The 19880-nt window shown below is 44.5% G+C and carries 18 protein-coding genes and 2 tRNA genes; 7 read left to right on the top strand and 13 right to left on the bottom strand.

What is annotated here, in order from left to right; translation table 11 throughout:
* Nucleotides 1–15 precede the first annotated feature (15 nt).
* The gene (locus tag ACYQZ0_RS00825; RefSeq protein WP_459774497.1) at nt 16–528 is read right to left on the bottom strand and encodes a DsrE family protein; all 513 of its coding nucleotides are present in this window, start codon (nt 526–528) and stop codon (nt 16–18) included.
* An 87-nt stretch (nt 529–615) separates the two neighbouring features.
* Here ACYQZ0_RS00825 and ACYQZ0_RS00830 point away from each other — a divergent pair, with 87 nt between their 5' ends.
* Both ACYQZ0_RS00830 and ACYQZ0_RS00835 read left to right on the top strand, forming a co-directional pair.
* Nucleotides 616–1980: a TatD family hydrolase gene (locus tag ACYQZ0_RS00830; RefSeq protein WP_459774499.1), complete on the top strand. Its 1365-nt coding sequence runs from the start codon at nt 616–618 to the stop codon at nt 1978–1980.
* A complete protein-coding gene (locus tag ACYQZ0_RS00835; protein ID WP_459774500.1) occupies nt 1964–2602 on the top strand; it encodes a ComF family protein in 639 nt (212 codons plus the stop codon). Before ACYQZ0_RS00830 ends, ACYQZ0_RS00835 begins: the two co-directional genes overlap by 17 nt.
* Here ACYQZ0_RS00835 and ACYQZ0_RS00840 read toward each other — a convergent pair.
* From ACYQZ0_RS00840 to ACYQZ0_RS00875, 8 genes are all read right to left on the bottom strand, one after another.
* Entirely contained in the window at nt 2581–3219 is a 639-nt protein-coding gene (locus ACYQZ0_RS00840) for a lysophospholipid acyltransferase family protein (protein ID WP_459774502.1), read from the bottom strand. The genes ACYQZ0_RS00835 and ACYQZ0_RS00840 overlap by 22 nt on opposite strands.
* Nucleotides 3219–3743 carry a P-loop nucleotide/nucleoside kinase family protein gene (locus tag ACYQZ0_RS00845; protein WP_459774503.1) on the bottom strand — a complete coding sequence of 175 codons (525 nt, stop codon included), beginning with the start codon at nt 3741–3743 and terminating at the stop codon, nt 3219–3221. The genes ACYQZ0_RS00840 and ACYQZ0_RS00845 overlap by 1 nt, the downstream gene beginning before the upstream one ends.
* Nucleotides 3740–4018, bottom strand: a complete 279-nt coding sequence (locus tag ACYQZ0_RS00850) for an HU family DNA-binding protein (protein WP_459774505.1) — start codon at nt 4016–4018, stop codon at nt 3740–3742. Before ACYQZ0_RS00850 ends, ACYQZ0_RS00845 begins: the two co-directional genes overlap by 4 nt.
* A 30-nt stretch (nt 4019–4048) precedes the next feature.
* Nucleotides 4049–5659, bottom strand: a complete 1611-nt coding sequence (gene rpsA, locus ACYQZ0_RS00855; protein ID WP_459774507.1) for a 30S ribosomal protein S1 — start codon at nt 5657–5659, stop codon at nt 4049–4051.
* 63 nt (nt 5660–5722) lie between these two features.
* Nucleotides 5723–6496, bottom strand: a complete 774-nt coding sequence (trmD, locus tag ACYQZ0_RS00860; protein ID WP_459774508.1) for a tRNA (guanosine(37)-N1)-methyltransferase TrmD — start codon at nt 6494–6496, stop codon at nt 5723–5725.
* Nucleotides 6486–8198: an RNA polymerase sigma factor RpoD gene (rpoD, locus tag ACYQZ0_RS00865; RefSeq protein ID WP_459774510.1), complete on the bottom strand. Its 1713-nt coding sequence runs from the start codon at nt 8196–8198 to the stop codon at nt 6486–6488. The genes trmD and rpoD overlap by 11 nt, the downstream gene beginning before the upstream one ends.
* 35 nt (nt 8199–8233) lie before the next feature.
* Complete coding sequence (gene dnaG / locus ACYQZ0_RS00870) at nt 8234–9736, bottom strand: DNA primase (RefSeq protein WP_459774511.1); 1503 nt, start codon at nt 9734–9736, stop codon at nt 8234–8236.
* A gap of 67 nt (nt 9737–9803) precedes the next feature.
* Complete coding sequence (locus tag ACYQZ0_RS00875; protein ID WP_459774513.1) at nt 9804–11624, bottom strand: hypothetical protein; 1821 nt, start codon at nt 11622–11624, stop codon at nt 9804–9806.
* Nucleotides 11625–11785: 161 nt separating this feature from the next.
* Here ACYQZ0_RS00875 and ACYQZ0_RS00880 point away from each other — a divergent pair, with 161 nt between their 5' ends.
* Complete coding sequence (locus ACYQZ0_RS00880) at nt 11786–13177, top strand: FG-GAP-like repeat-containing protein (RefSeq protein WP_459774515.1); 1392 nt, start codon at nt 11786–11788, stop codon at nt 13175–13177.
* A 33-nt stretch (nt 13178–13210) separates the two neighbouring features.
* Entirely contained in the window at nt 13211–13525 is a 315-nt protein-coding gene (locus ACYQZ0_RS00885) for a hypothetical protein (RefSeq protein WP_459774516.1), read from the top strand.
* Between the two features lie 21 nt (nt 13526–13546).
* Here the strand turns inward: ACYQZ0_RS00885 and ACYQZ0_RS00890 are convergent, their stop codons facing one another.
* The 3 genes from ACYQZ0_RS00890 to ACYQZ0_RS00900 form a co-directional block, all read right to left on the bottom strand.
* Entirely contained in the window at nt 13547–13738 is a 192-nt protein-coding gene (locus tag ACYQZ0_RS00890; RefSeq protein WP_459774518.1) for a hypothetical protein, read from the bottom strand.
* Between the two features lies 1 nt (nt 13739).
* A tRNA-Val gene (locus tag ACYQZ0_RS00895) sits at nt 13740–13815 on the bottom strand.
* Between the two features lie 20 nt (nt 13816–13835).
* Nucleotides 13836–13913: transfer RNA gene (locus ACYQZ0_RS00900), tRNA-Glu, on the bottom strand.
* Between the two features lie 98 nt (nt 13914–14011).
* Between ACYQZ0_RS00900 and leuB the strand changes: the two genes are divergently transcribed.
* Complete coding sequence (leuB, locus tag ACYQZ0_RS00905; RefSeq protein WP_459774520.1) at nt 14012–15106, top strand: 3-isopropylmalate dehydrogenase; 1095 nt, start codon at nt 14012–14014, stop codon at nt 15104–15106.
* Entirely contained in the window at nt 15093–16571 is a 1479-nt protein-coding gene (locus tag ACYQZ0_RS00910; RefSeq protein ID WP_459774521.1) for a hypothetical protein, read from the top strand. Before leuB ends, ACYQZ0_RS00910 begins: the two co-directional genes overlap by 14 nt.
* Here the strand turns inward: ACYQZ0_RS00910 and lon are convergent.
* Nucleotides 16558–18951, bottom strand: coding sequence for an endopeptidase La (gene lon / locus ACYQZ0_RS00915; protein WP_459774523.1), 2394 nt, complete (start codon nt 18949–18951; stop codon nt 16558–16560). The genes ACYQZ0_RS00910 and lon overlap by 14 nt on opposite strands.
* Nucleotides 18952–18977: 26 nt before the next feature.
* Here lon and ACYQZ0_RS00920 point away from each other — a divergent pair, with 26 nt between their 5' ends.
* Nucleotides 18978–19880, top strand: a complete 903-nt coding sequence (locus ACYQZ0_RS00920) for an AAA family ATPase (protein WP_459774524.1) — start codon at nt 18978–18980, stop codon at nt 19878–19880.

Consider the following 19880-nt stretch of genomic DNA (forward strand, 5'->3'; position numbering starts at 1 on the left):
GAAAAAACTATTATATCACCTTATCTCTTCCCTGGTTTTCTTCATCTCCATTATGCGGGGAATTAAGAGTGCATAACCTTTTTGTTGCCAGTGGAGAAGCTCCGTAATTGCGGAAGGAACGAGCTCAACAAAGGGAGGAAAATCCTTTTCCGTATATCCGTAAAGCTGTTCCGCTGCCATCTTACAAACCTTGAACTTGACCCCGTACATGGTCATTCCCTCAATCCTTTCCCATATGTCCTTATACTTCTCCCTGTTCTTCTTGACGAGGGTAACTATCTCCGTTCCGTGAATTATCACAACGATGTCTATATCCTCACCGGGTATGAAGTTATAGGGCTCGTTTGAGAGAACGTATATGATGTTTGAAACCCAGAGGAGTGCCGGTCTTATCTTCTCGGGCTCGTCAAAGTAAAACTCTACAACTACCTTGAAGGGGGCTTCGTAAGGGGTTTGAACGAACTTTGCCTGCTCCTCACCGAAAACAAAGAAAACGAGAGCTAAAAGGGCAAGAACTAACCTTCTCATGGCTTCACCTCCCTCAGGGATTAAGATATATCCTTTGATTTTTTGAGCTCATACAAAGCTCATAAATAGGCTTATATTAATATCCTTATGATTGATACCCACTGCCACCTTGACCTTCTCAAAGAAAAGGACAGGGAAGAAGCCCTAAAAGACGAGAGGCTTGAGTATCTCATAAATGTAGGTTTTGATAAGAAAACGATAAAGAACGCCATTGAGTTTGCAAGCAAATACGATAAGGTTTACATAGCTATAGGTTTTCATCCCCATGAGGCGGACAGGGTAAGCGATGAGGACCTCTCTTGGCTAAAAAAACTCGCCGAGAGCAACCCTAAGGTGAGAGCCATAGGAGAGATAGGTCTTGACTTTTATAAGAACTACTCGGACCCCAAAAAGCAGGAGGATATTTTCAGGAAGCAGATAGGGATAGCGAGGGAGCTCGGCCTCCCGATAGTCATTCATATGAGAGATGCGGAAAAGGAAACAATAAGGATACTCAGGGAGGAGAGAGCTTATGAGGTAGGGGGAGTTATGCACTGCTTTACGGGAAGCTACGAGACTATGAAGAAGGCGGTTGATATGGGATTCTTTATCTCCTACTCGGGAATAATAACCTACAAGAATGCGGAAAACCTGAGGGAGATTGTAAAGAAAACGCCCACCAGCAGAATACTTCTTGAGACGGACTCACCTTTCTTGGCTCCCCAGCCCGTAAGGGGAAAGCCGAACAAACCAAAAAACATCTTTTACACCGCTGAGGTTCTCGCAAAGCTCCTCCCCAATACTTCCTTGGAAGACGTTGATAGAATGACCACACAGAACGCGAAACAGGCCTTTAACCTTAACGGAGAGGTAAAAAAAAACACGATAACCTACGTGATAAACAACAAGCTTTATATAAACCTGACCAATAAGTGCAATCTTCACTGCGTCTTTTGTCAGAGGGAGAGGGAGAGGAACTTCTGGGTGAAGGGATACTGGGTATGGGTTGATAGGGACCCAAGCGTTGAGGAGGTGATAAGGGAGATAGGGGACCCAAAAAGGTATGATGAAGTCGTTTTCTGCGGATACGGAGAGCCTACTTTGAGGTTTTCAGCCCTAAAGGAGATAGCAAAGTGGGTAAAGGAGAGGGGAGGAAGGGTAAGGGTTGACACAAACGGCCTCATGTTCACATTCCTTCCTAAGGAAAAACTGAAGGAGCTAAAAGGTCTCGTTGATACCTTTTCCGTGAGCCTGAACGCACCCGACGATGAGACGTATAACAAGGTATGCAGACCCGCACAGCCGGAAGCCTTTAATAAGGTTATTGAGTTCATCAAGGAGGCAAGAAGGCTCGGATTTGAGGTTATAGTCTCCGCTGTTGATTACGACGGGGTTGATATGAAGAAGACCGAGAAGCTCGTTAAAAGCTTGGGAGCAAAGTGGAAACCCAGAACCTATGAGGTTGTTGGGTAAAATCCTTGATTTTATGGGCATTTCGGAAAACCTTTGCGTTGTGTGTAATCAGAATTTCAAGCCCGAGGAACAGGGCTTTGTATGCGATGAGTGCCTAAAGAGCGTAAAGCCCGCAAACTTTGAGGATAAAGAGGATATACCTTACGTTGATTCTTACGATTACTTCGGAAGGTATGAGGGTGTTCTTAGGGAGTGTATACTTTTATACAAGTTCAAGAGTGTAAAGCCCTTTTCAAGGTTTTTCGCAAATCTCATAAAGAATGAGATTAAAAGATATAAGGAAGAGATTAACGCGGATATACTCACATTTGTTCCCGTTCACTTTTTAAGATACTGGGGAAGGGGATACGACCACAACGAAGAGGTCTTAAAGCATACGGGAATGAGATTTGAGAAGCTCCTGAGGAGGAGAAAATACGCAAAGCCCCTTGCGGGATACGGAAAGAGTGAAAGGGAGAAAATCCTGAAAGATGCGTATACGTTAAAGGGGGACGTAAAGGGAAAGGTTATTCTCGTTTACGACGATATACTGACGACGGGAACGACCGCGAAGAACGTAGCTTTCCTATTGAAGGAAAAGGGAGCTAAGGAGGTTCACTTTTACTTTCTTGCAAAGGAGTAGCTGAGCTCCTTAATCCTCTCCATGATGTCCAGAGATACCTTCTTAAAGTTCTTAACCGAAGGTTCTAAACCCCCATAACTTACTGGCTTACCTATAACCACCTTAACCTTTCCGGGTTTTGGGAGCTTTGCACCCCTCGGGAGTATGCGGTCCGTTCCCTCTATGTAAACGGGCAGGACGGGAAAACCGCTTTTTACCGCCATGTATCCCACGCCCGGCTTAGGCCTTCTGAACTCCCCGGGATTTGCCCTCGTTCCTTCTGGGAATATGCAAACCTTACAACCTGACCTAAGAAGCTCAACACTCTTTTCAAGAACGCTCAAATCTTCCGCACTTCTCCTGACGGGAATGGCCCTCATATGCTTGAGCAAATAACCGAGAGGAGGCTTAAAAAGTTCTTCTTTTGCGAGAAAGACGAGAGGGTCTGAAAATACGAGGTTAAGAACGGGGGGGTCCAGGTGGCTCCTGTGGTTTGAGGCAACTATGCAGGGCCCCGTCGGGATATTCTCCCTTCCTATCACCTCCAGTCTGAGAATAGCTTTTAAAAGAGGAGTTAGAACCCTCCAAGCGGGAAGGAAGAAATACCTCCCCAAGGGTGAGAGAGGACACGAGCCCATTACGCTCCTCCGATAATCCTTTTTAGCTCTTCTTTCAGCTCCTCGTATGTTTTATCCGTATTTACCTTTATGTAAATCACTTCCTCCGGAATTTCAAACACTTCTTTTTGTTTAAGATATATGTTGAAGTCCGCATCAGATACGTCTTTCCTTTTTTCCAGCCTTTTCTTTATAACTTCCTCGGGAGCGTAAGCCCATATAAATAAAGGGTCCTTGAAATTTTTAAGGACGAGTTCCCTTTGCCACTTTTTTAGGAAAGTGGCATCAAGAACCACCTTCTCACACCTTTCGTAAAGCTCTTTAGCCCTTCTCACCATCTCCTCGTAAACTTTTCTTGTAATATCTTCGGTGTATATTCCCTTACCGAACACCGCCTTAGCGCTTTTTTCGGGCTTTATACCCATAATCTCCTTTCTTATTACGTCGCTCCTGAGCCATTTATAGCCAAACTCCTCATTTAAAATAGAGCTCAGAAAGGATTTTCCCGAGCCCGAGAGTCCCATAACAACTACGAGCTTTCTCATAACTTTATAAACTTTCTGCTTGGCTTAAAGAGTATAACTTTCCTTTCGGGGATTTCCACCGGCTTCATTTCTTTTAGGTTCATTCCCTTTTTGGGTTTTCTCGTTTTCACCGTAAAGGTTCCGAATCCCGAAATCTTTACCTTTTCCCCCTCAATAAGCTTCTCTTCTATTATACAGAATATCTCGGATACAATAGAGTAAAGCTCCTTTTTCTTGAAGGAGTTTTGGGGAAGCCTTTCATAAAGTATGTTTACAATATCCCTCTTTGTGGTCATAAAGGGATATTATAAAGGGAAGGGGAGAGATTACATCTTCCACTTCTTCTTCAGTATCTCTCCCAGCTTGAAGCCGCTTGATGGTGAAGTTGTTGCAACCGCGGCCTCTTCTTTTTCCTCTTCCTTCGGCCTTTCCTCCATAAGAGCGTTTATGCTGAAGGTTATCTTTCCTTCCTTCGGATTTATGTCTATTATCTTAACCTCGTACTCCTGCCCCTTCTTTAGGCGTATATGCTTCGGAACTTCCGAGAAGGGAAGGAGTCCCTCAACACCCTCGGGAAGCTCAAGGAAGGCACCGAAGGGTGCAAGCTCTTTTACGGGGAGTTTTACAACGTCTCCAACCTTGTACTTCTGTTTTACCTTTTCCCATGGGTTTTCGGTGAGCTGTTTTATACCGAGCTTAACATACCTGCCTTCAAGCCCGAGAACCGCAAACTCCCTTTCCTCACCTTCCTTAAGAACTTCCTCAACTCTCTTGGGCCTTGTCCAGGAGAGGTCGCTTCTGTGAATGACTCCCTTAATTCCTTCCCCGAGGTCCACAATTGCGCGGCTTCCTTCAATTTTTATAACCTTACCCTTTACCTTAGAACCAACAGGGTGTTTTTGGAGGAACTCTTCCCAGGGTCTCGGTTGTGCGCGCTTGATGGAAAGGAGTATTCTTCTTCTCTTCGGTTCAATCTTGAGAATCTTTGCCTTTACCACATCTCCCTTCTTGAACTCGGGCTTTCCTTCCCACGCGAGTTCATCTTCGGGGACAAATCCTTCAACCCCTTCAGCGAGCTCAAGGATTACACCCTTGGGTATTACCGCTACTACCTTACCTTCAACGATATCACCCTCTTTGTGCTCCTTGACAAATTTTTCCCAGGGATTTCCTTTAAGCTCTCTGAGGCTTACTATTATGAAACCTTTTGCTTTGTCCACTCTCTTTACTTTTACCTTCAGTGTTTCTCCGACATCCGTGTAGTTATAGGGGTTCTTATCCCTTCCCCAGGATAGCTCTTCCTTCGGGAGGAAAGCCCTTAAGACGCCCTCTATGAGAAGTGTTACACCCTTGTTGGGGTCAACCTTTACAACTTTTCCTTCAACAACATCTCCGGGCTTTAAGGAGTTGAGAAGCTCCTGTTTTCTCTTTTCCCTCTGCTCCTCCAAGTAAGCTTTATGGGAAACTATTATCTTTGGTCTTTTTGTATCAAGCTTGAAATCAATAACCTTAAAGGTTAAAACCTGTCCTTCCTTTAGCTTCTTTCCCGCTTCCGAGAAGGGAAGGAAAGCCTTTATTCCTTCTATGTCAACTATAAAACCACCCCTTACCTTATTCTCTATCCTTCCTACAATATCCTCTTTATTCAGGTAAGCTTCCTTTATCTTGTTCAGTTCTTCCTGCTCCTTTAGGGGCTTTACGGAGAGGACGGGGTTAGTCATTCTCGGTGAGAATCTTACTATAACCGCTTCTATCTCCTCACCTTCCTTAGCTTCGGGTATCTCTTCCCTCGAAATTACCGCTTCGGTTTTGTAGCCTATATCAACAAATGCTGTATCACCGCTTACCTTTACAACCTTACCCTTTACTATCTGCCCCTTTTTTAATTCCTCCGGAGCGGTTAAAGACTCTTCCAGGAGCTTCTCAAACTCGTTCATAAACTTCCTCCAGAAGATTTTTATTATAAGGAATTTTCAAAGAGGTTTCAAACAAAGAAGACTTCAAAGAAGTTTTTTTCTCTCCCTTAACCATTCCTTAAATGACTTACCGGACAATATACTATTTAAAATATCTTTTTCAAGTTCTGTCAAGTCCTCAGGTATTAAGTCGGGTCTTTTCTTTAACGTGTTCTCAATCCTATGCCAGAGTTTCCATAGTTCTATAAGCTTGTGATTTCCCGAAAGGAGCTCTTCGGGAACCTTCATACCCCTGAACTCCCTGGGCCGTGTATAAACGGGATACCCGAGCCACCTGTTTGAGAAGCTATCCTCCTCAAGGCTTTTTGGTTCGCTAAGAACGCCCGGAAGTAGCCTGCTCACCCCGTCTATAACGGCAAGGGCTACAAGCTCCCCGCCCGAGAGTATAAAGTCCCCAAGGGATATCTCCTTATCAACTATTGTCTTCACCCTCTCGTCAACCCCCTCATACCTCCCGCATATAATCATTATCCTTTCCTTCTTCGTAAGCTCTTCTAAAAGCTTCTGGTTTATTCTCTCCCCCCAGGGCTCGGTTAGAAGGACGTAGGGCTTTCCGAATTTTTCAACAACGTTGTCGTAAGCCTTAAAAATGGGTTCAGGCTTTAAAACCATACCGGGAAGTCCGCCGTAAGGAACGTCGTCAACCTGTCCCTTCGGTGCGAACTCCCTGAGGTCTATTGTGTGTATCTCAACCTTTTTCTTTTTGATAGCCTGCCTTACTATGCCGTATTCGGTGTAACACTCTATTATGCGGGGGAATATTGTGAGGACGAAGAAGAGGAGGGGGTTAGAGCTCAAAGTCCTTGAGATACTTTGCCCTTGAGGGGTGTCTTAACTTCCTCAATGCCTTGTTCTCTATCTGTCTAATCCTTTCCCTCGTCACGTTAAACATCTTTCCTACCTGTTCAAGGGTGTATTCCGTTCCGTCAACGAGTCCGTAGCGATACATAAGGATTTCCCTCTCCTTTTCGGAAAGGGTCTGTAAGACCTTCTCAAGCTGTTCCCTGAGGAGTTTTCTCGTAACCTGCTCTTCGGGGTTTGGTATGGATTTGTCCTCTATGAAGTCCTTTAGGAATGTGTCTTCGTCGTCTCCTATGGGTGTTTCAAGGGATATGGGCTCCTGGGAGAACTTCATAACCTTTATGACCTTTTCAACGGGAATGTCAAGGTATTCCGCTATCTCCTCGGGAGTGGGCTCCCTTCCGTTTTCCTGGAATAGTTTCTTTGAGGCCTTTATTATCTTGTTTATCGTTTCTATCATGTGAACGGGAATTCTTATGGTTCTCGCCTGGTCCGCTATTGCCCTCGTTATTGCCTGTCTTATCCACCAGGTAGCGTAAGTTGAGAACTTGTATCCCTTCCTGTAGTCATATTTATCAACCGCTTTCATTAGCCCTATGTTTCCTTCCTGTATGAGGTCAAGGAAGTGGAGTCCCCTGTTTACGTATTTCTTCGCTATTGATACAACTAACCTGAGGTTAGACTGTATCATTATCTGCTTTGCCTCAACGACCTTCTTCCTTCCCTGTTCAATTATCTTCATAACCTTGGGAATCTCCTCTTCGGGGTAAACGCCTATCGTTCTCTGGAATCTCTCCACTTCCCTTTTTAGGGATATATACTCGTTTACGAGGTTCGTAATTTTCTCAAAGGGTATTCCCTTTTCCTTAATGGTTTTTTGAATTTCGGGGTCCGTGAGGTAGTTTTTAGCAAAGTAATCGGGGTCCCTGTGAAGGGCCTTTATCTTCCTTATCCTTGCGTTTAAATCCTTCTTCTTCCTCGCATACTCCTTGAAGAGCTTTATTATCTCCTCGGTAACTCTCTCAAACTTTGCGTATTTAATCTTCATATCCTTTATTACCTTGTTCATTCTTGCGTGCGTGTAGAGATATCTCTTTCTGTTTTCGGGTGTTGGATTCTTTATATACTCTTCCCTTACCTCAAGGAGATTTCTGTAAGCCTTTGCGAGCTCGTATCCCTTCCTTATGAAGTACCGTTTAAACTCGTCAAACCTGTCCTCAAAGTCATCGTCGTTTTCATGCTCAACGAGGTCCATAACTTCGTGAATCTTCAGTTTTCCGTTGCAGAGCTTTGCCCAGTCGTCGAGTATCTTCTCAACGAGGAAAGAGGTTCTCGTGAGCCCCCTTCTCATTATCTTTCTTCCTATCTCTATCTGCCGGGCGTAGTAAATCTCCTCCTCCCTCTTCAGGAGGGGAATCTTCCCCATCTCCCTGAGGTAAAGCTTTACGGGGTCCCCATCCCTTGCGGATACGGTGAAGGTGCTGGAGACTACAACTTCTTCCTCTTCCTCCTCCTCTTCAAGGTCCTCCTTCTTCTCAACAACCTGAATGTTCATCCTGTGGAGAAGGTCCATGAGGTCCTCAAACATATCCGAGGATACGAAGTCTTCGTCAAGAACTTCGTTAATCTCGTCGTAGGTGAGGTATCCCTTTTCCTTTCCCATCTCAATGAGCTGTTTCACACCGTCCTTCTCCAGCATTCCTTACCTCCTGACATAAAAATTTATTAAAATAATTATTTGTACGCATTTTTCAATCCCCTTTTTCTTAATTTTTTACCGACTTTTCCTTCTATTACTTCTTTCAGAGTGTTTTCAAATAGCGCTTTGAAGTCTTGTGCCTCCACCTCTAAGGCTTCTTTCGGTATTTCGTCCTCATATCCGAGAAGGGCTTTCCTGCAAAGCTCCTTTACCTCTTCATCAATCGGAAGATTATCAGGGGATATATTCGGTTTAAACTCCAAAAATCCCTTTATTAATACCTTATCTCTGAACTTTAACTCAATTTTTTGATACTCATTTTGAGATTTAGGAGGTATTATTAGCCTCTCCATAGGAACTTTGTTTTTAGTCGCAAAATCCGCTATGAGGGCCGTTCTGAGTGCGGTATCCTTGACGTGCTGTATGTATTCTTTGAAGAGTTTAAGGTTTTCTTCCAGGTTATCCCTTCCCGCTTCTATCAATCCCCTGAATAGCTCTTTAGTATTGAGTATCAATTCCTTTAAGGCTTTTACTCCGTAAGATTTTACAAATTCGTCGGGGTCGTATCCCTCGGGAAGTTCTACGGGGTAAACCTCTATTCCCGCATCAAGGAGAAGGGAGATTGCTTTTCTGGTTGCTTTCCTTCCCGCTTCGTCCCCGTCATAGAGTATGTAAACTTTCTTTGTGTATTTTGAGAGGAGCTTTGCCTGTTCTTCCGTGAGTGCGGTCCCAAGGGGTGCGACTACGTTCCTTATCCCATCCGAAAAGAGCTTTATGACGTCAAAGTATCCCTCCACGAGAACCGCGTAACCTTCTTCTTTTATGTAATCCTTTGCCTCGTAAAGTCCGAACAGGTTTTTCCCCTTTTTGAAAACCTCGCTATCGGGTGAGTTTATATACTTTGGACTTTTATCCTCCCTTATTCTCCTTCCACCGAAGCCTATTACCCTTCCCTGCATATTTCTTATGGGTATTACAATCCTTCCGACGAATAAATCTCTGTAGCTGTTTCCTCCTCCCTTTATAAGGTTTTGAGTCTTGAGGTAATCCTCAAGTATTTCGTTTTTCTTGAGAAAATCTATAAGCTCCTCGCTTGAAGGAGAAAAACCGAGGCCGAACTTCTTAACGACCTTTCCGTCTATCCCCCTTTCCAAAAGATACCTCGTTGCTTCGTTATTTTTTAAAAGCTTTTCCCTGTAGAAGTCCGAAACCTTATCAAGGGCTATTAAAACCTTTTCGTTTCTTGAGATGCTCTTTACATCAAACTTAATTCCATATTTCTTTGCAAGCTCAACCGCAGCCTCAAGGTAGGATATGCCTTCATACAGGGAAACGAACTTTATCGCATCTCCCCCGACTCCGCAACCAAAACACTTGAATATCTGCTTTGACGGAGAAACGTAAAAGGAAGGAGTTCTGTCCGGATGAAAGGGGCAGTTGGTCCTGTAATTAGAACCTACCCTTTCAAGGCTTACGTATTCGGAGATTACATCAACTATATCAAGTTCCCGCCGAAGCTCCTCTATGTCTGAAGACATCACTCAAAAGAATTTATTATCTCACTGACCTGTGTCAAGTTTGAGGGAAGTGGATAAGGGTAATGTTTTACAAGGAGAAGAAATTATTCCCTTTACGCTCTTCTACCTCTTCAAAGAGAAGTTTTTGCTTAATATGATTTTCAAATTCCATAACCGCTTTTTTAGTTCTGAAGGAATAGGTAGGATTTTCTTTGACAAGTTTAATTAAAGCTTCTGCCCTTTGAAACTCACCCGTAGCGTAGAAAACCGCTAAGTAGCCCGTTATTCTAAAGCTTTCATCCAGGGGGTATTTACTTAAAACTTCAAGGGCAAGTCTGAAATAGTTATTCCTAAACAGGTAATTAAAGGCTTCTTTTACGAGAAGGCTGTTCTCGTTTCCCTCAATTACTTTAAGGGCTTCCTCGGGAGAACGGAAGTTTTTATAAGCCAGATAGTTTTTCTTTCTTTCTTCTTCCGCAAAGCTTACCAAGGATTTATCTCCCGTGAAGGAGAAATAGGCTTTGGCTATGTTTAAAGCGGTTTCAAATCTTTTTTCCTTTATCAGGTTGTTAACAACTTTAGTGGTTGCGGTTCTTAATATCTCTTCTTTTCCTTCCAGGGGTATATCTCCAAGGAGTCTGTATGCTGTGAACAGGAGATTTATGTTATTTTTGTCGGTAACATATGCTAATTTCTTAAACTCTTCCCTTAAAAGAAGGAGTTCTTTATCGTTTCCTGTTAATTTATACGTTTCCGCACGGGCATTTGTTAGGTAAAAAGCGATAAAAGGTTCAAGCTTCGGATTTTTTACATTCCTTGCGGTTACAAGTTGACCGATAGCCTGAGAAAGATAATCCTTATTCCCGGTTATGTAATAGTCTCTCAATAGTTCAAGACCGCTTATGAAAATTCCCTTTTTTATCTCCTCTATCTGGTTTCTTACCATGTTCAGACCGTTGCTCAGAGTGTTAACCTTTGTTATTATCTCGTCCTGGCGCACCTTTATTGCTTTCAGGAATATCTGTGTAGCATACTGCTGTTCTTCTAAAAGGGCTACTTTCTTTCCGAGAATTTCCTGTTCTTTTGCCAGTCGTTCTATCGTATTAGCGAGGGCTATATCATAAGCTACCTGAGCCCCTGCTGCCAGAAAACCGCCTATTATGGGTATGGCTTCCAGAACGCCTTTTCCTACGGAAGCCACCTTTAGGGTGCGAAGGGAGCGAACTACTTTTTCTGTTGTTTCGGTCTTAAATCCTTTTACCGGCATTTCTACGGTTATATACCTTAAGTGTCTTGGCTGGTTTATAGCTTTGAGGAGTCTTTCCGAGTAGGTTTCTTCTATAGTTTCCTTCAGAATTTTTGAAAGCTTATCATTCCTTTTTAAGTCAATTTCCTTAACTACTTCAAAGGAATTATTTAAAGTTTTCATCGCTTCTTCTGTAGCACCGGGAGGGATAATCTTCCTTTTAAGGACGTATCTATTCTCGCTTAACTTTTCAAGTTTATATATACGTGCTCTGTATCGGTTCTCTTGAATTAGTTTCTTAACCTTCGTTAGGTCTTTTTTTAGTTTTTCAAGCTCCCGCTTTCGGTAGGGGTCCTTTGTCGTTTTTATTTCCTTTTCTATTTCTTCAAGTTTCTTATCCAGAGAGCCGAGAATCCATTCCTTTGACATCTGCTTTCCGTAGGACGCTCTCCCCAAGGTGGAAGTGTTATACTTACTTTCTACGACTAAAACCTCCTTAATTTCTCCCCGGGGGCCCCGCTTCACATAAAGCAGGTCTATACCCTTTCCCGAGCTGTATTTCGCTTCAATCTGTTCCCAGCCTTCCGAGGAAAGGATTTTATGAATAAACCGCTCGGTAATCTCACCGCTTACCTGCTTAGTGTTTACCTGAACACCTTCCATACCGCTCGGAGGAGGAAACCCGACCCCTACCCCCGGTGAGAGAAATATTAACGCACCGGCGAGGGAAACCAGTAAGAACCTACCCCCCATAATAAGAAATTTACAAGGGAAAAAGCGGTAAAACAATAAATTCTTTATAATATGCAAAGAGGGAGGAAGAAATGAAAAGACTCTGGTTTATTTTTCTGCTCCTTTTGTCCCTCTCCTTCTCGGAAGAGCTGTTTAAGCTAAAGTGGAAAGCCTATGTGGGGAAGGAGAACTTTATAAACAATAACCCCATCATATTCGGAAGTTATGTCCTGCACGCTACGAATGGGGATGAAAATGGGAAAGACGAATACGACAAGCTTTATGTCTTTAATGAGAATGGAAAGCTCCTTTGGAGCTTTGAGGGAACAAGTGATATGCAAGGTGTTATAGCCTGCTCGGAATATATACTCACCGCGGACGATAATGGTTACGTCTATGCCCTTTCTTGGGATGGAAAACTCATTTGGAGGTTCAAAGCAAGTAAAGGAATTACTGCACTTTCCTTAGGGGATATAGATAATGACGGAACACCCGATGCTGTAGTGGGAAGCTGGGACAAAAACATATATGCGATTTCGGGCAAAAGTGGAAAGCTTTTGTGGAGGTTTGAAATAGGTTATTGGATTCTCTCTTCCCCTGCACTTGGAAACCTTGATGATGATGGATATCTTGATGTGGTTATAGGTAGTGATAGCGACTACATTTATGCAATTTCTGGTAAAGGTGGAAGGTTTATCTGGAAATTTAAAACTAGTTTTTTTACGCGTTCTTCCCCCGCACTTGGAGACCTTGATGGGGACGGAACTCCTGATGTGGTTGTGGGAAGCTGGGACAAAAACATATATGCGATTTCAGGCAAAAATGGAAAGCTTATATGGAAGTTCGAGACAGGGAATGGAATAGGCTCTTCTCCCGCACTCGGAGACCTTGATGGAGATGGAACCCCTGATGTAGTTGTAGGAAGCTGGGACGATAATATATATGCAATATCTGGCAAAACTGGGGAGCTTATATGGAAATTTAAAACGGATGATGGTGTTGATTCTTCTCCTGTGCTTGCGGACCTTGATAATGACAATATTCCTGATGTAATAGTTGGAAGTGGAGATTTCAACGTTTATGTAATTTCGGGGAAAAGCGGGGTACCTCTCTGGACATTCAAAACGGGCGGTGCAATTGTTTCGTCCCCCGCACTCGGGGACCTTGACAAAGACGGATATCTTGACCTTGTGGTAGCTTCTCAAGATGGATACCTTTACGTTTTTGAAGCTACGAGGGAGCACGGAAAAGTGGTCTGGTCAAGCTTTTATGGGAATACTATGGGAAGAATTTATTATTCACCAATTGAACCTTTAATTAAAGAGAAATCTATTGAAGTTCCTTCCCTGAATTACTTGGTAGCTCCCGAGAGAATTACATATACCTACAGAGGTAAGACCTTCATAATTCCCGAGGGAAGAAAGTTTATTTTTGCGGTAAGGTCTGGAAGTGAATATAAGATTTTTCCCGAAGAATACAATTGAGTTTTAGAAACACCTCTTTTAGAAAAGCTAAAGGTGGAAGCCCTTCCTCCCGTTGCGGGATTTATAACCTCGGTAAACCTTCCTTACGTTGAGTTTATTCTCTTTGGGGCAACTGGTGGGGAGGTTAACCGTGTCCTCTTGGAAGGCGAGGAAGTGGAGTTTACCCCTTACGGAAAGGGCTATTTAACCACGCCAATAACGATAGACCTCAGGGATATAAGAAGGTTGAAAGTAAGCGTTGAACTCTCCGACCGCAGAAGCTATTTTTACTCTTGCGAGATAACGAAAAAGCTAACGGTGGAGTGTAAGGAGTTCCCCAAAGTATCCCCCTCACAGCTGTTTAGGTAAATTTTATTTTTCTCTTCTTTGTTAATCAATAAGCTTTTCTTCTTTCAGCCACTTTACAGCTTTATCTTTCGGGACATTCAGGATTTTTGCTATCCTTTCAGGGGGAAGTCCCAATTCCCTGTAGAGGTTTATAGCGTCTTCTCTCTTTGCTTTTTCTAAACCCTCCTTGTAAATAGGTAGTTTTTCGTAAAGGAAAGAATAGAGATAATTCATATGGTAGGCGGGGCGGGACTCGAACCCGCGACCTCCGCCTTGTAAGGGCGGCGCTCTCCCAACTGAGCTACCCGCCTTTGAGTTTATAAAAAAAAGGTGGCACCCCCGGCGGGATTTGAACCCGCGTTTCCGGCGTGAAAGGCCGGCGTCCTAGGCCAGGCTAGACGACGGGGGCTACCACCCCTTTTCTCCTTACATCTAACCTTGACGAAATCTTATTATAGAGATTCCCGAAAAAGATGTCAAGAGTTTTATCGTTTAAAATACTTCCTTATGAAGAAGTTCAAAATAGCGGTTCTGAAGGGAGACGGAATAGGTCCAGAGATAGTTGAGCAGGCCCTCAGAGTTCTCAACAAGGTAGCAGAGATATACGGAGTTGAGTTTGAATACAGGGAGGGATTGATAGGGGGAGAAGCAATAGACAGAATGGGAACACCTCTTCCCGATGAAACACTTGAACTCTGCAAAGAATCCGATGCCATACTTCTTGGAGCAGTGGGAGGGCCAAAGTGGGACAACCTTCCAACCGATAAGAGACCAGAGAAGGGTCTTCTAAGGATAAGGAAGGAGCTTGACCTTTACGCGAACCTTAGACCCGCTAAAGTTTGGGATGCCCTCGTATCCGCATCTCCCCTGAAGGAGGAAGTCGTTAAGGGAACCGATATGCTCGTGATAAGGGAGCTTACCTCGGGCATATACTACGGAGAGCCAAGAGGTATTTTTACGGAGAACGGAAAAAGATATGCGATAAACACTATGAAGTATACGGAAGACGAGATAAGAAGAGTCGTAAGGAAGGGATTTGAGATAGCGAGAAAGAGGAGGAAGAAGTTAACGAGCGTTGATAAGGCAAACGTTCTTGAGGTAAGTGCCCTATGGAGGGAGATAGTAGAGGAGGAAAAGAAGAATTACCCCGATGTTGAGCTTGAACACCTTTACGTTGATAACTGCGCTATGCAACTTGTCAGAAGACCAACAACCTTTGACGTCATAGTTACGGGAAACATATTCGGGGATATACTATCGGACGAGGCGGGGGTTGTCGTGGGAAGCCTCGGAATGCTACCTTCCGCGAGCGTGGGAGACAGGTATGCCCTTTACGAGCCCGTTCACGGCTCCGCTCCGGACATAGCTGGAAAGGGAATAGCAAACCCGATAGCAACGATACTTTCCGCAGCCATGATGCTTAAATACTCCTTCGGAATGGATAAAGCCCACGACCTTGTAGAAAAGGCGGTTGAGGAAACATTGAATCAGGGATACAGAACTCCCGATATATGGAGCGAGGGATGCAAGAAAGTGGGAACTAAGGAAATTACCGATAAAATTATAGAAAACATGGAGAGGTTAAAAGATGCTTATACTTAGTCTTTTCTTCCTCTTGATAACCTTTTCTTTTTCTCAGGTCCCCCAAGAGCTTATTAAGTTCTTCCAGAGGGAAGGTTACGTAGTGAAAAGGGAGGGAAATAGTGTAATAATTGACCTTCCGAAGGGAAAAGCTTTCCCCGGGGAGAGATTTGAGGTAATAACGAAAGGAGAGCCAATAGTTCACCCCGTTACAAAGAAAGTTCTCGGATATGAGGAGAAGAAAACGGGAGAGGTTGAGGTAACGGAGCCTAAAGAGAATTACTCCTACGCAAAAATTGTTGAGGATATGGGCATAAAGGAGGGGGATAAGGTAAGACTGATAACGGGAACCGTTTGTTACGAAGGGAGCGATGAGGGCTTTTACGCTCTCAGCGGTATAGTCAAGAATCTCAAAAGAGGGATTGATAACTGTACTTATCTCGTTAAGGAGCTTGAGAACGGCTACGGAGTTTCTTACCTCGGAAGGCCTATAGCCTTTTTCCCCGTTGAGAGAAAAATTTACGCGGAAAAGGAAAAGTATCCCGAGGATTTTGTAGTTAAAGCGAGGTATGTGAGGAGCTTAGGTTACTTACCCCTTTCAGCGGATATATGCAAGCTCTTCGGCAAGAAGGATTATCTCGTTGTTCTTTATGAAAGCGGTATAAAGGTTTACGAGGTTCTAAAGAGCGACTTTGTTGAGGTTAACTCTTACGCACTACCCCCCGGATATCCCGTTGGTGTTGTCTGCTATGAAAAACACATTTTCGTGAACGTAATTACAAACGGAAGGGCCTCAAGCGTTATGCTAAAGCCGATAGGAGATTCTTTTATACTGGTTGAGAAAGACATTCCCTATATATTCGGCTACCTTCTGAAGAAGGGAAAAAAAGTTCTCGTAGGACAGGAGTTCAACGAAAGGGATTACTGGGGAGAGGTTTACAGGTTTGAATTGAGGGGTGATAAGCTCATTAAATCTGACAGGTTGAATCTTCCGGAAGATTTCAGAATTGACGGAGCTTTAGTCCTTGATGACCTTCTCATCTTTGTTGATAGCGATAGAAGGTTAAGGATTTACTACAGAGGAAACGAGGTTCTTTCGGAGGATGGTTTCGGAGCCTCTTACACAACCGCGGAACTGCCCGAAGAATACAGCTATGCGGACGGCAATAAGTATATCTTTTACGCAAAGCCCTCCTTTACGGAGGTATTCCGAAAGGTTATTCCTTTGATTCCTAAAAATAAGAGTTCCGCAGTTTTCTCCATAGTGGGCTTTACGAAGTTTATAGAAGGAGAGCTCTGGGGCGTTATAGAGAAGAAAAAAGGAGTTTTTGAAGCTGTAAAGCTCAGGGGAAGGAAGTTTGAGGAGGCCATTCAGGCCGTAGTGAGGGACTCCGAGGGAAGGGTTTTTGTAATAACCGGGAGAAAGGGAACACTCCCGATACAGAACAGGGGAGATATATACCTGGTGGAGCTCAGACCTCTTTAATGGGCTTGGGCTCCCTCACGAGAGCTATCTTAAACACTTCGTCCAGGTTCTCAACGAAGTGAAGGGTCATCTTTTCCCTGACGTATTCGGGAAGCTCTTCAAGAACCTCGTCCTTGTTCTTTGCCGGAAGTATAACCTCGTAAATCTCCGCCCTTTTCGCGGCGAGTATCTTTTCCTTTAAGCCTCCGACGGGAAGAACTCTTCCCCTTAGGGTGATTTCTCCGGTCATAGCTACGTCCATTCTCACGGGTATATCCGTAAATAGCGAAAGAAGGGCCGTAGCTATCGCAACACCTGCCGAAGGACCATCTTTCGGAACCGCACCTTCGGGAACGTGAACGTGAACGTCAACCTGGGAGAATATGTCGGGGTCTATTCCGTATTCCTCCGCCTTTGAGCGTATAAAGGAAAGGGCGGCCTGAGCGCTCTCTTTCATAATGTCCCCGAGGGAACCCGTAAGAACAAGGGAACCCTTTCCTTTCATCTTAGTCGCTTCTATGAACATTATCTCCCCGCCGACCTCTGTCCAGGCAAGACCCGTTGCAACACCCACGAGGGGCTTTTTCTCCCTTTCGGGCCTGTATCTCGGAACACCGAGAAGCTTCCTCACAAGCTCCTTATCAACCTTGAATGGTCCACGCTCACCTTGGAGTTTTTTAACGGCAAGCTTTCTCAGAACCGCGGAAATCTGTCTCTGGAGATTTCTTACACCCGCTTCCCTGGTGTATCCCCTTATTATTTCAAGGATTGCCTCATCGGTAAACTCAACCTCTTCGGGCTTCAGTCCGTGCAAGGGTATGAGCTTGGGAATAAGGTGCTTTTTAGCTATGAATAGCTTCTCCTCTTCAGAATATCCCGAAAGGAGTATTAATTCCATCCTGTCAAGAAGGGGTGTGGGAATGGTGTCCGCCCTGTTTCCGGTGCATATGAATATCACCTCGGAGAGGTCAAAGGGAATTCCTATGTAGAGGTCCGTAAACTTCTTATTCTGCTCGGGGTCTAAAACCTCAAGGAGCGCTGCGGCGGGGTCTCCTTGGAAGGATATTGCGAGCTTATCTATCTCGTCCAGCATTATGACGGGATTCTTCGTTCCCGCCTGTTTTATGGCCTGTATTATCCTTCCGGGCATAGCACCGACGTATGTTCTCCTGTGTCCCCTTATCTCCGCTTCGTCCCTTATACCTCCCAGGGCTATCCTCACGAACTTCCTTCCGAGGGCTTCCGCTATGGACCTTCCGAGAGATGTCTTACCGACACCGGGAGGACCTACAAAGGCGAGAATCTGGGTCGGTGCCTCTTTACCCTGAGTTAACTTCCTTATAGCCAGATACTCTATAATTCTGTCCTTTACCTTCTCAAGGTCGTAGTGGTCCCTGTCGAGTATTTCCCTTGCCCTTTCAAGGTCGTAGTTATCCTCCGTTCTCTCACACCAGGGAAGGTCAAGAACCCAGTCAAGCCACGTCCTTATCACACCCGCTTCTGCCGAATCGGGGTGAAGTCTCTCAAGCCTCTTAATGTTCTTTTCTATTTCCTTAACGCCCTCCTCGGGGAGGCAGTCCTTAATCTTCTCAAACTTCTTCGTATATTCCTCTATTTCCGCTTTTATTCCCCCCGCTTCTCCCAGTTCCTCCTGTATGGCCTTTAACTGCTGGCGTAGGAAGTACTCCCTCTGTTCCTTTTCCATTTTCTCCCTTGCGAGCTCGCTTATCCTCTGTTTTACCTCAAGAAGACCTATCTCGTCCTGGAGGAGCTTGTGGACTTTTTGGAGTCTTACTCTCGGGTCAAAGGTCTCAAGTATCTCCTGTGCCTGGGAGGCCTTTATGTCCAGTATGGAAGCGACCATATCCGCGAGCTTTCCGGGTTCCTCTATCTCCTTTATGAGAACTAAAAAGTCGGGAATTATCTGCTTTCCGAGGCTTACAAGTTTATCAACGGACTCTTTAACTGCTTTTATGAGTGCCTTATCCTCTATCGTCTGGTCCGAGGGAGGAATGTCTTTCTCTTCAACAACCTCAACGGTTGCGACCCAGTGGTCCTCCTTCCATTCAAGCTTCTTTAAAACAGCCCTTTTTAATCCCTGAACGAGAATCTTTACCCTTCCGTCCTCTATGGGAACGGTTCTGAGTATGTGGGCAACGACACCAACCTTGTATATATCTTCTTCCTTAGGCTCCTCTATATCTTTATCCTTCTGAAGAACGAGGAATATAAGTTTATCCTTTTTATTTGCCTCTTCAATAGCCCTTATGGAGAAGCGTCTTCCAACAAAGAGAGGCTGAACCATGGTGGGAAAGATAACTATGTCCCTTAAAGGCATTAAAGGATACTCAACGAATCCCTGGGGTATTTGGGGCACTTGGTATAGCTCGTTCACGCTCATCCTCCTTGCTTTTTAAAATTATACCAATGGATATTGAAGGTGTACTTTCCGAGGCATCAAGGGTATTAAAAGGAAAGGAGAAGGTAATAGAGAAAGCCCTTCTCTGTCTCCTTTCGGGTGGACACCTACTCATAGAAGACGTTCCCGGAACGGGGAAAACAACCCTTGCCCTCACCCTTGCAAGGGTTCTCGGCTTATCCTTTGCCCGTATTCAGTTTACGAGCGACCTAATGCCGTCGGACATAACGGGTGTGAACGTTTTCAATCCAAAAAGTAGGGAGTTTGAGTTTAAAAAAGGTCCCATATTTCACAACGTCGTTCTCGCGGACGAGATAAACAGGGGAACTCCAAAAACCCAAAGTGCTCTCCTTGAAGCGATGGCGGAAAGGCAGGTAAGCGTTGATGGAAAAACATACAAGCTCCCGCAACCCTTCTTCGTTATAGCTACCCAGAACCCCGTTGAACATTACGGAACCTATCCCCTTCCCGAGGCACAGCTGGACCGCTTCACTATGAGGTTAAGCGTGGGATACCCTCCCAAGGAATACGAGGCTGAGATTGTTAGGGGCATAAATCCTATGGAAAGGATAAACAGCTTATCCGTTCTCTCCAATCCTCAGGAAATCTTAAGGACTATGGAGGAAATTAAAGGAGTTTACATATCGGAGGAAATTGCCGAGTTTATTGTGGATTTTGCAAACGTCCTGAGAAATCATCCAGATGTTCTCCTCGGCATATCAACGAGAGGATTAATTCACCTCGTTCAGGTTGCCCGTGCCCAGGCTTACGCCAGGGGAAGGGACTTCGTCGTTCCCGAGGACATCCTTGATAACATACCCTACGTCGTTCCCCACAGACTGATATTAAGAGAAGGGGCTCAAGCCCAGAGGGTTATAAAAGAGTGCCTTGATGCTGTTAAAGTTCCCTAA

The organism is Aquifex pyrophilus (assembly GCF_054656935.1).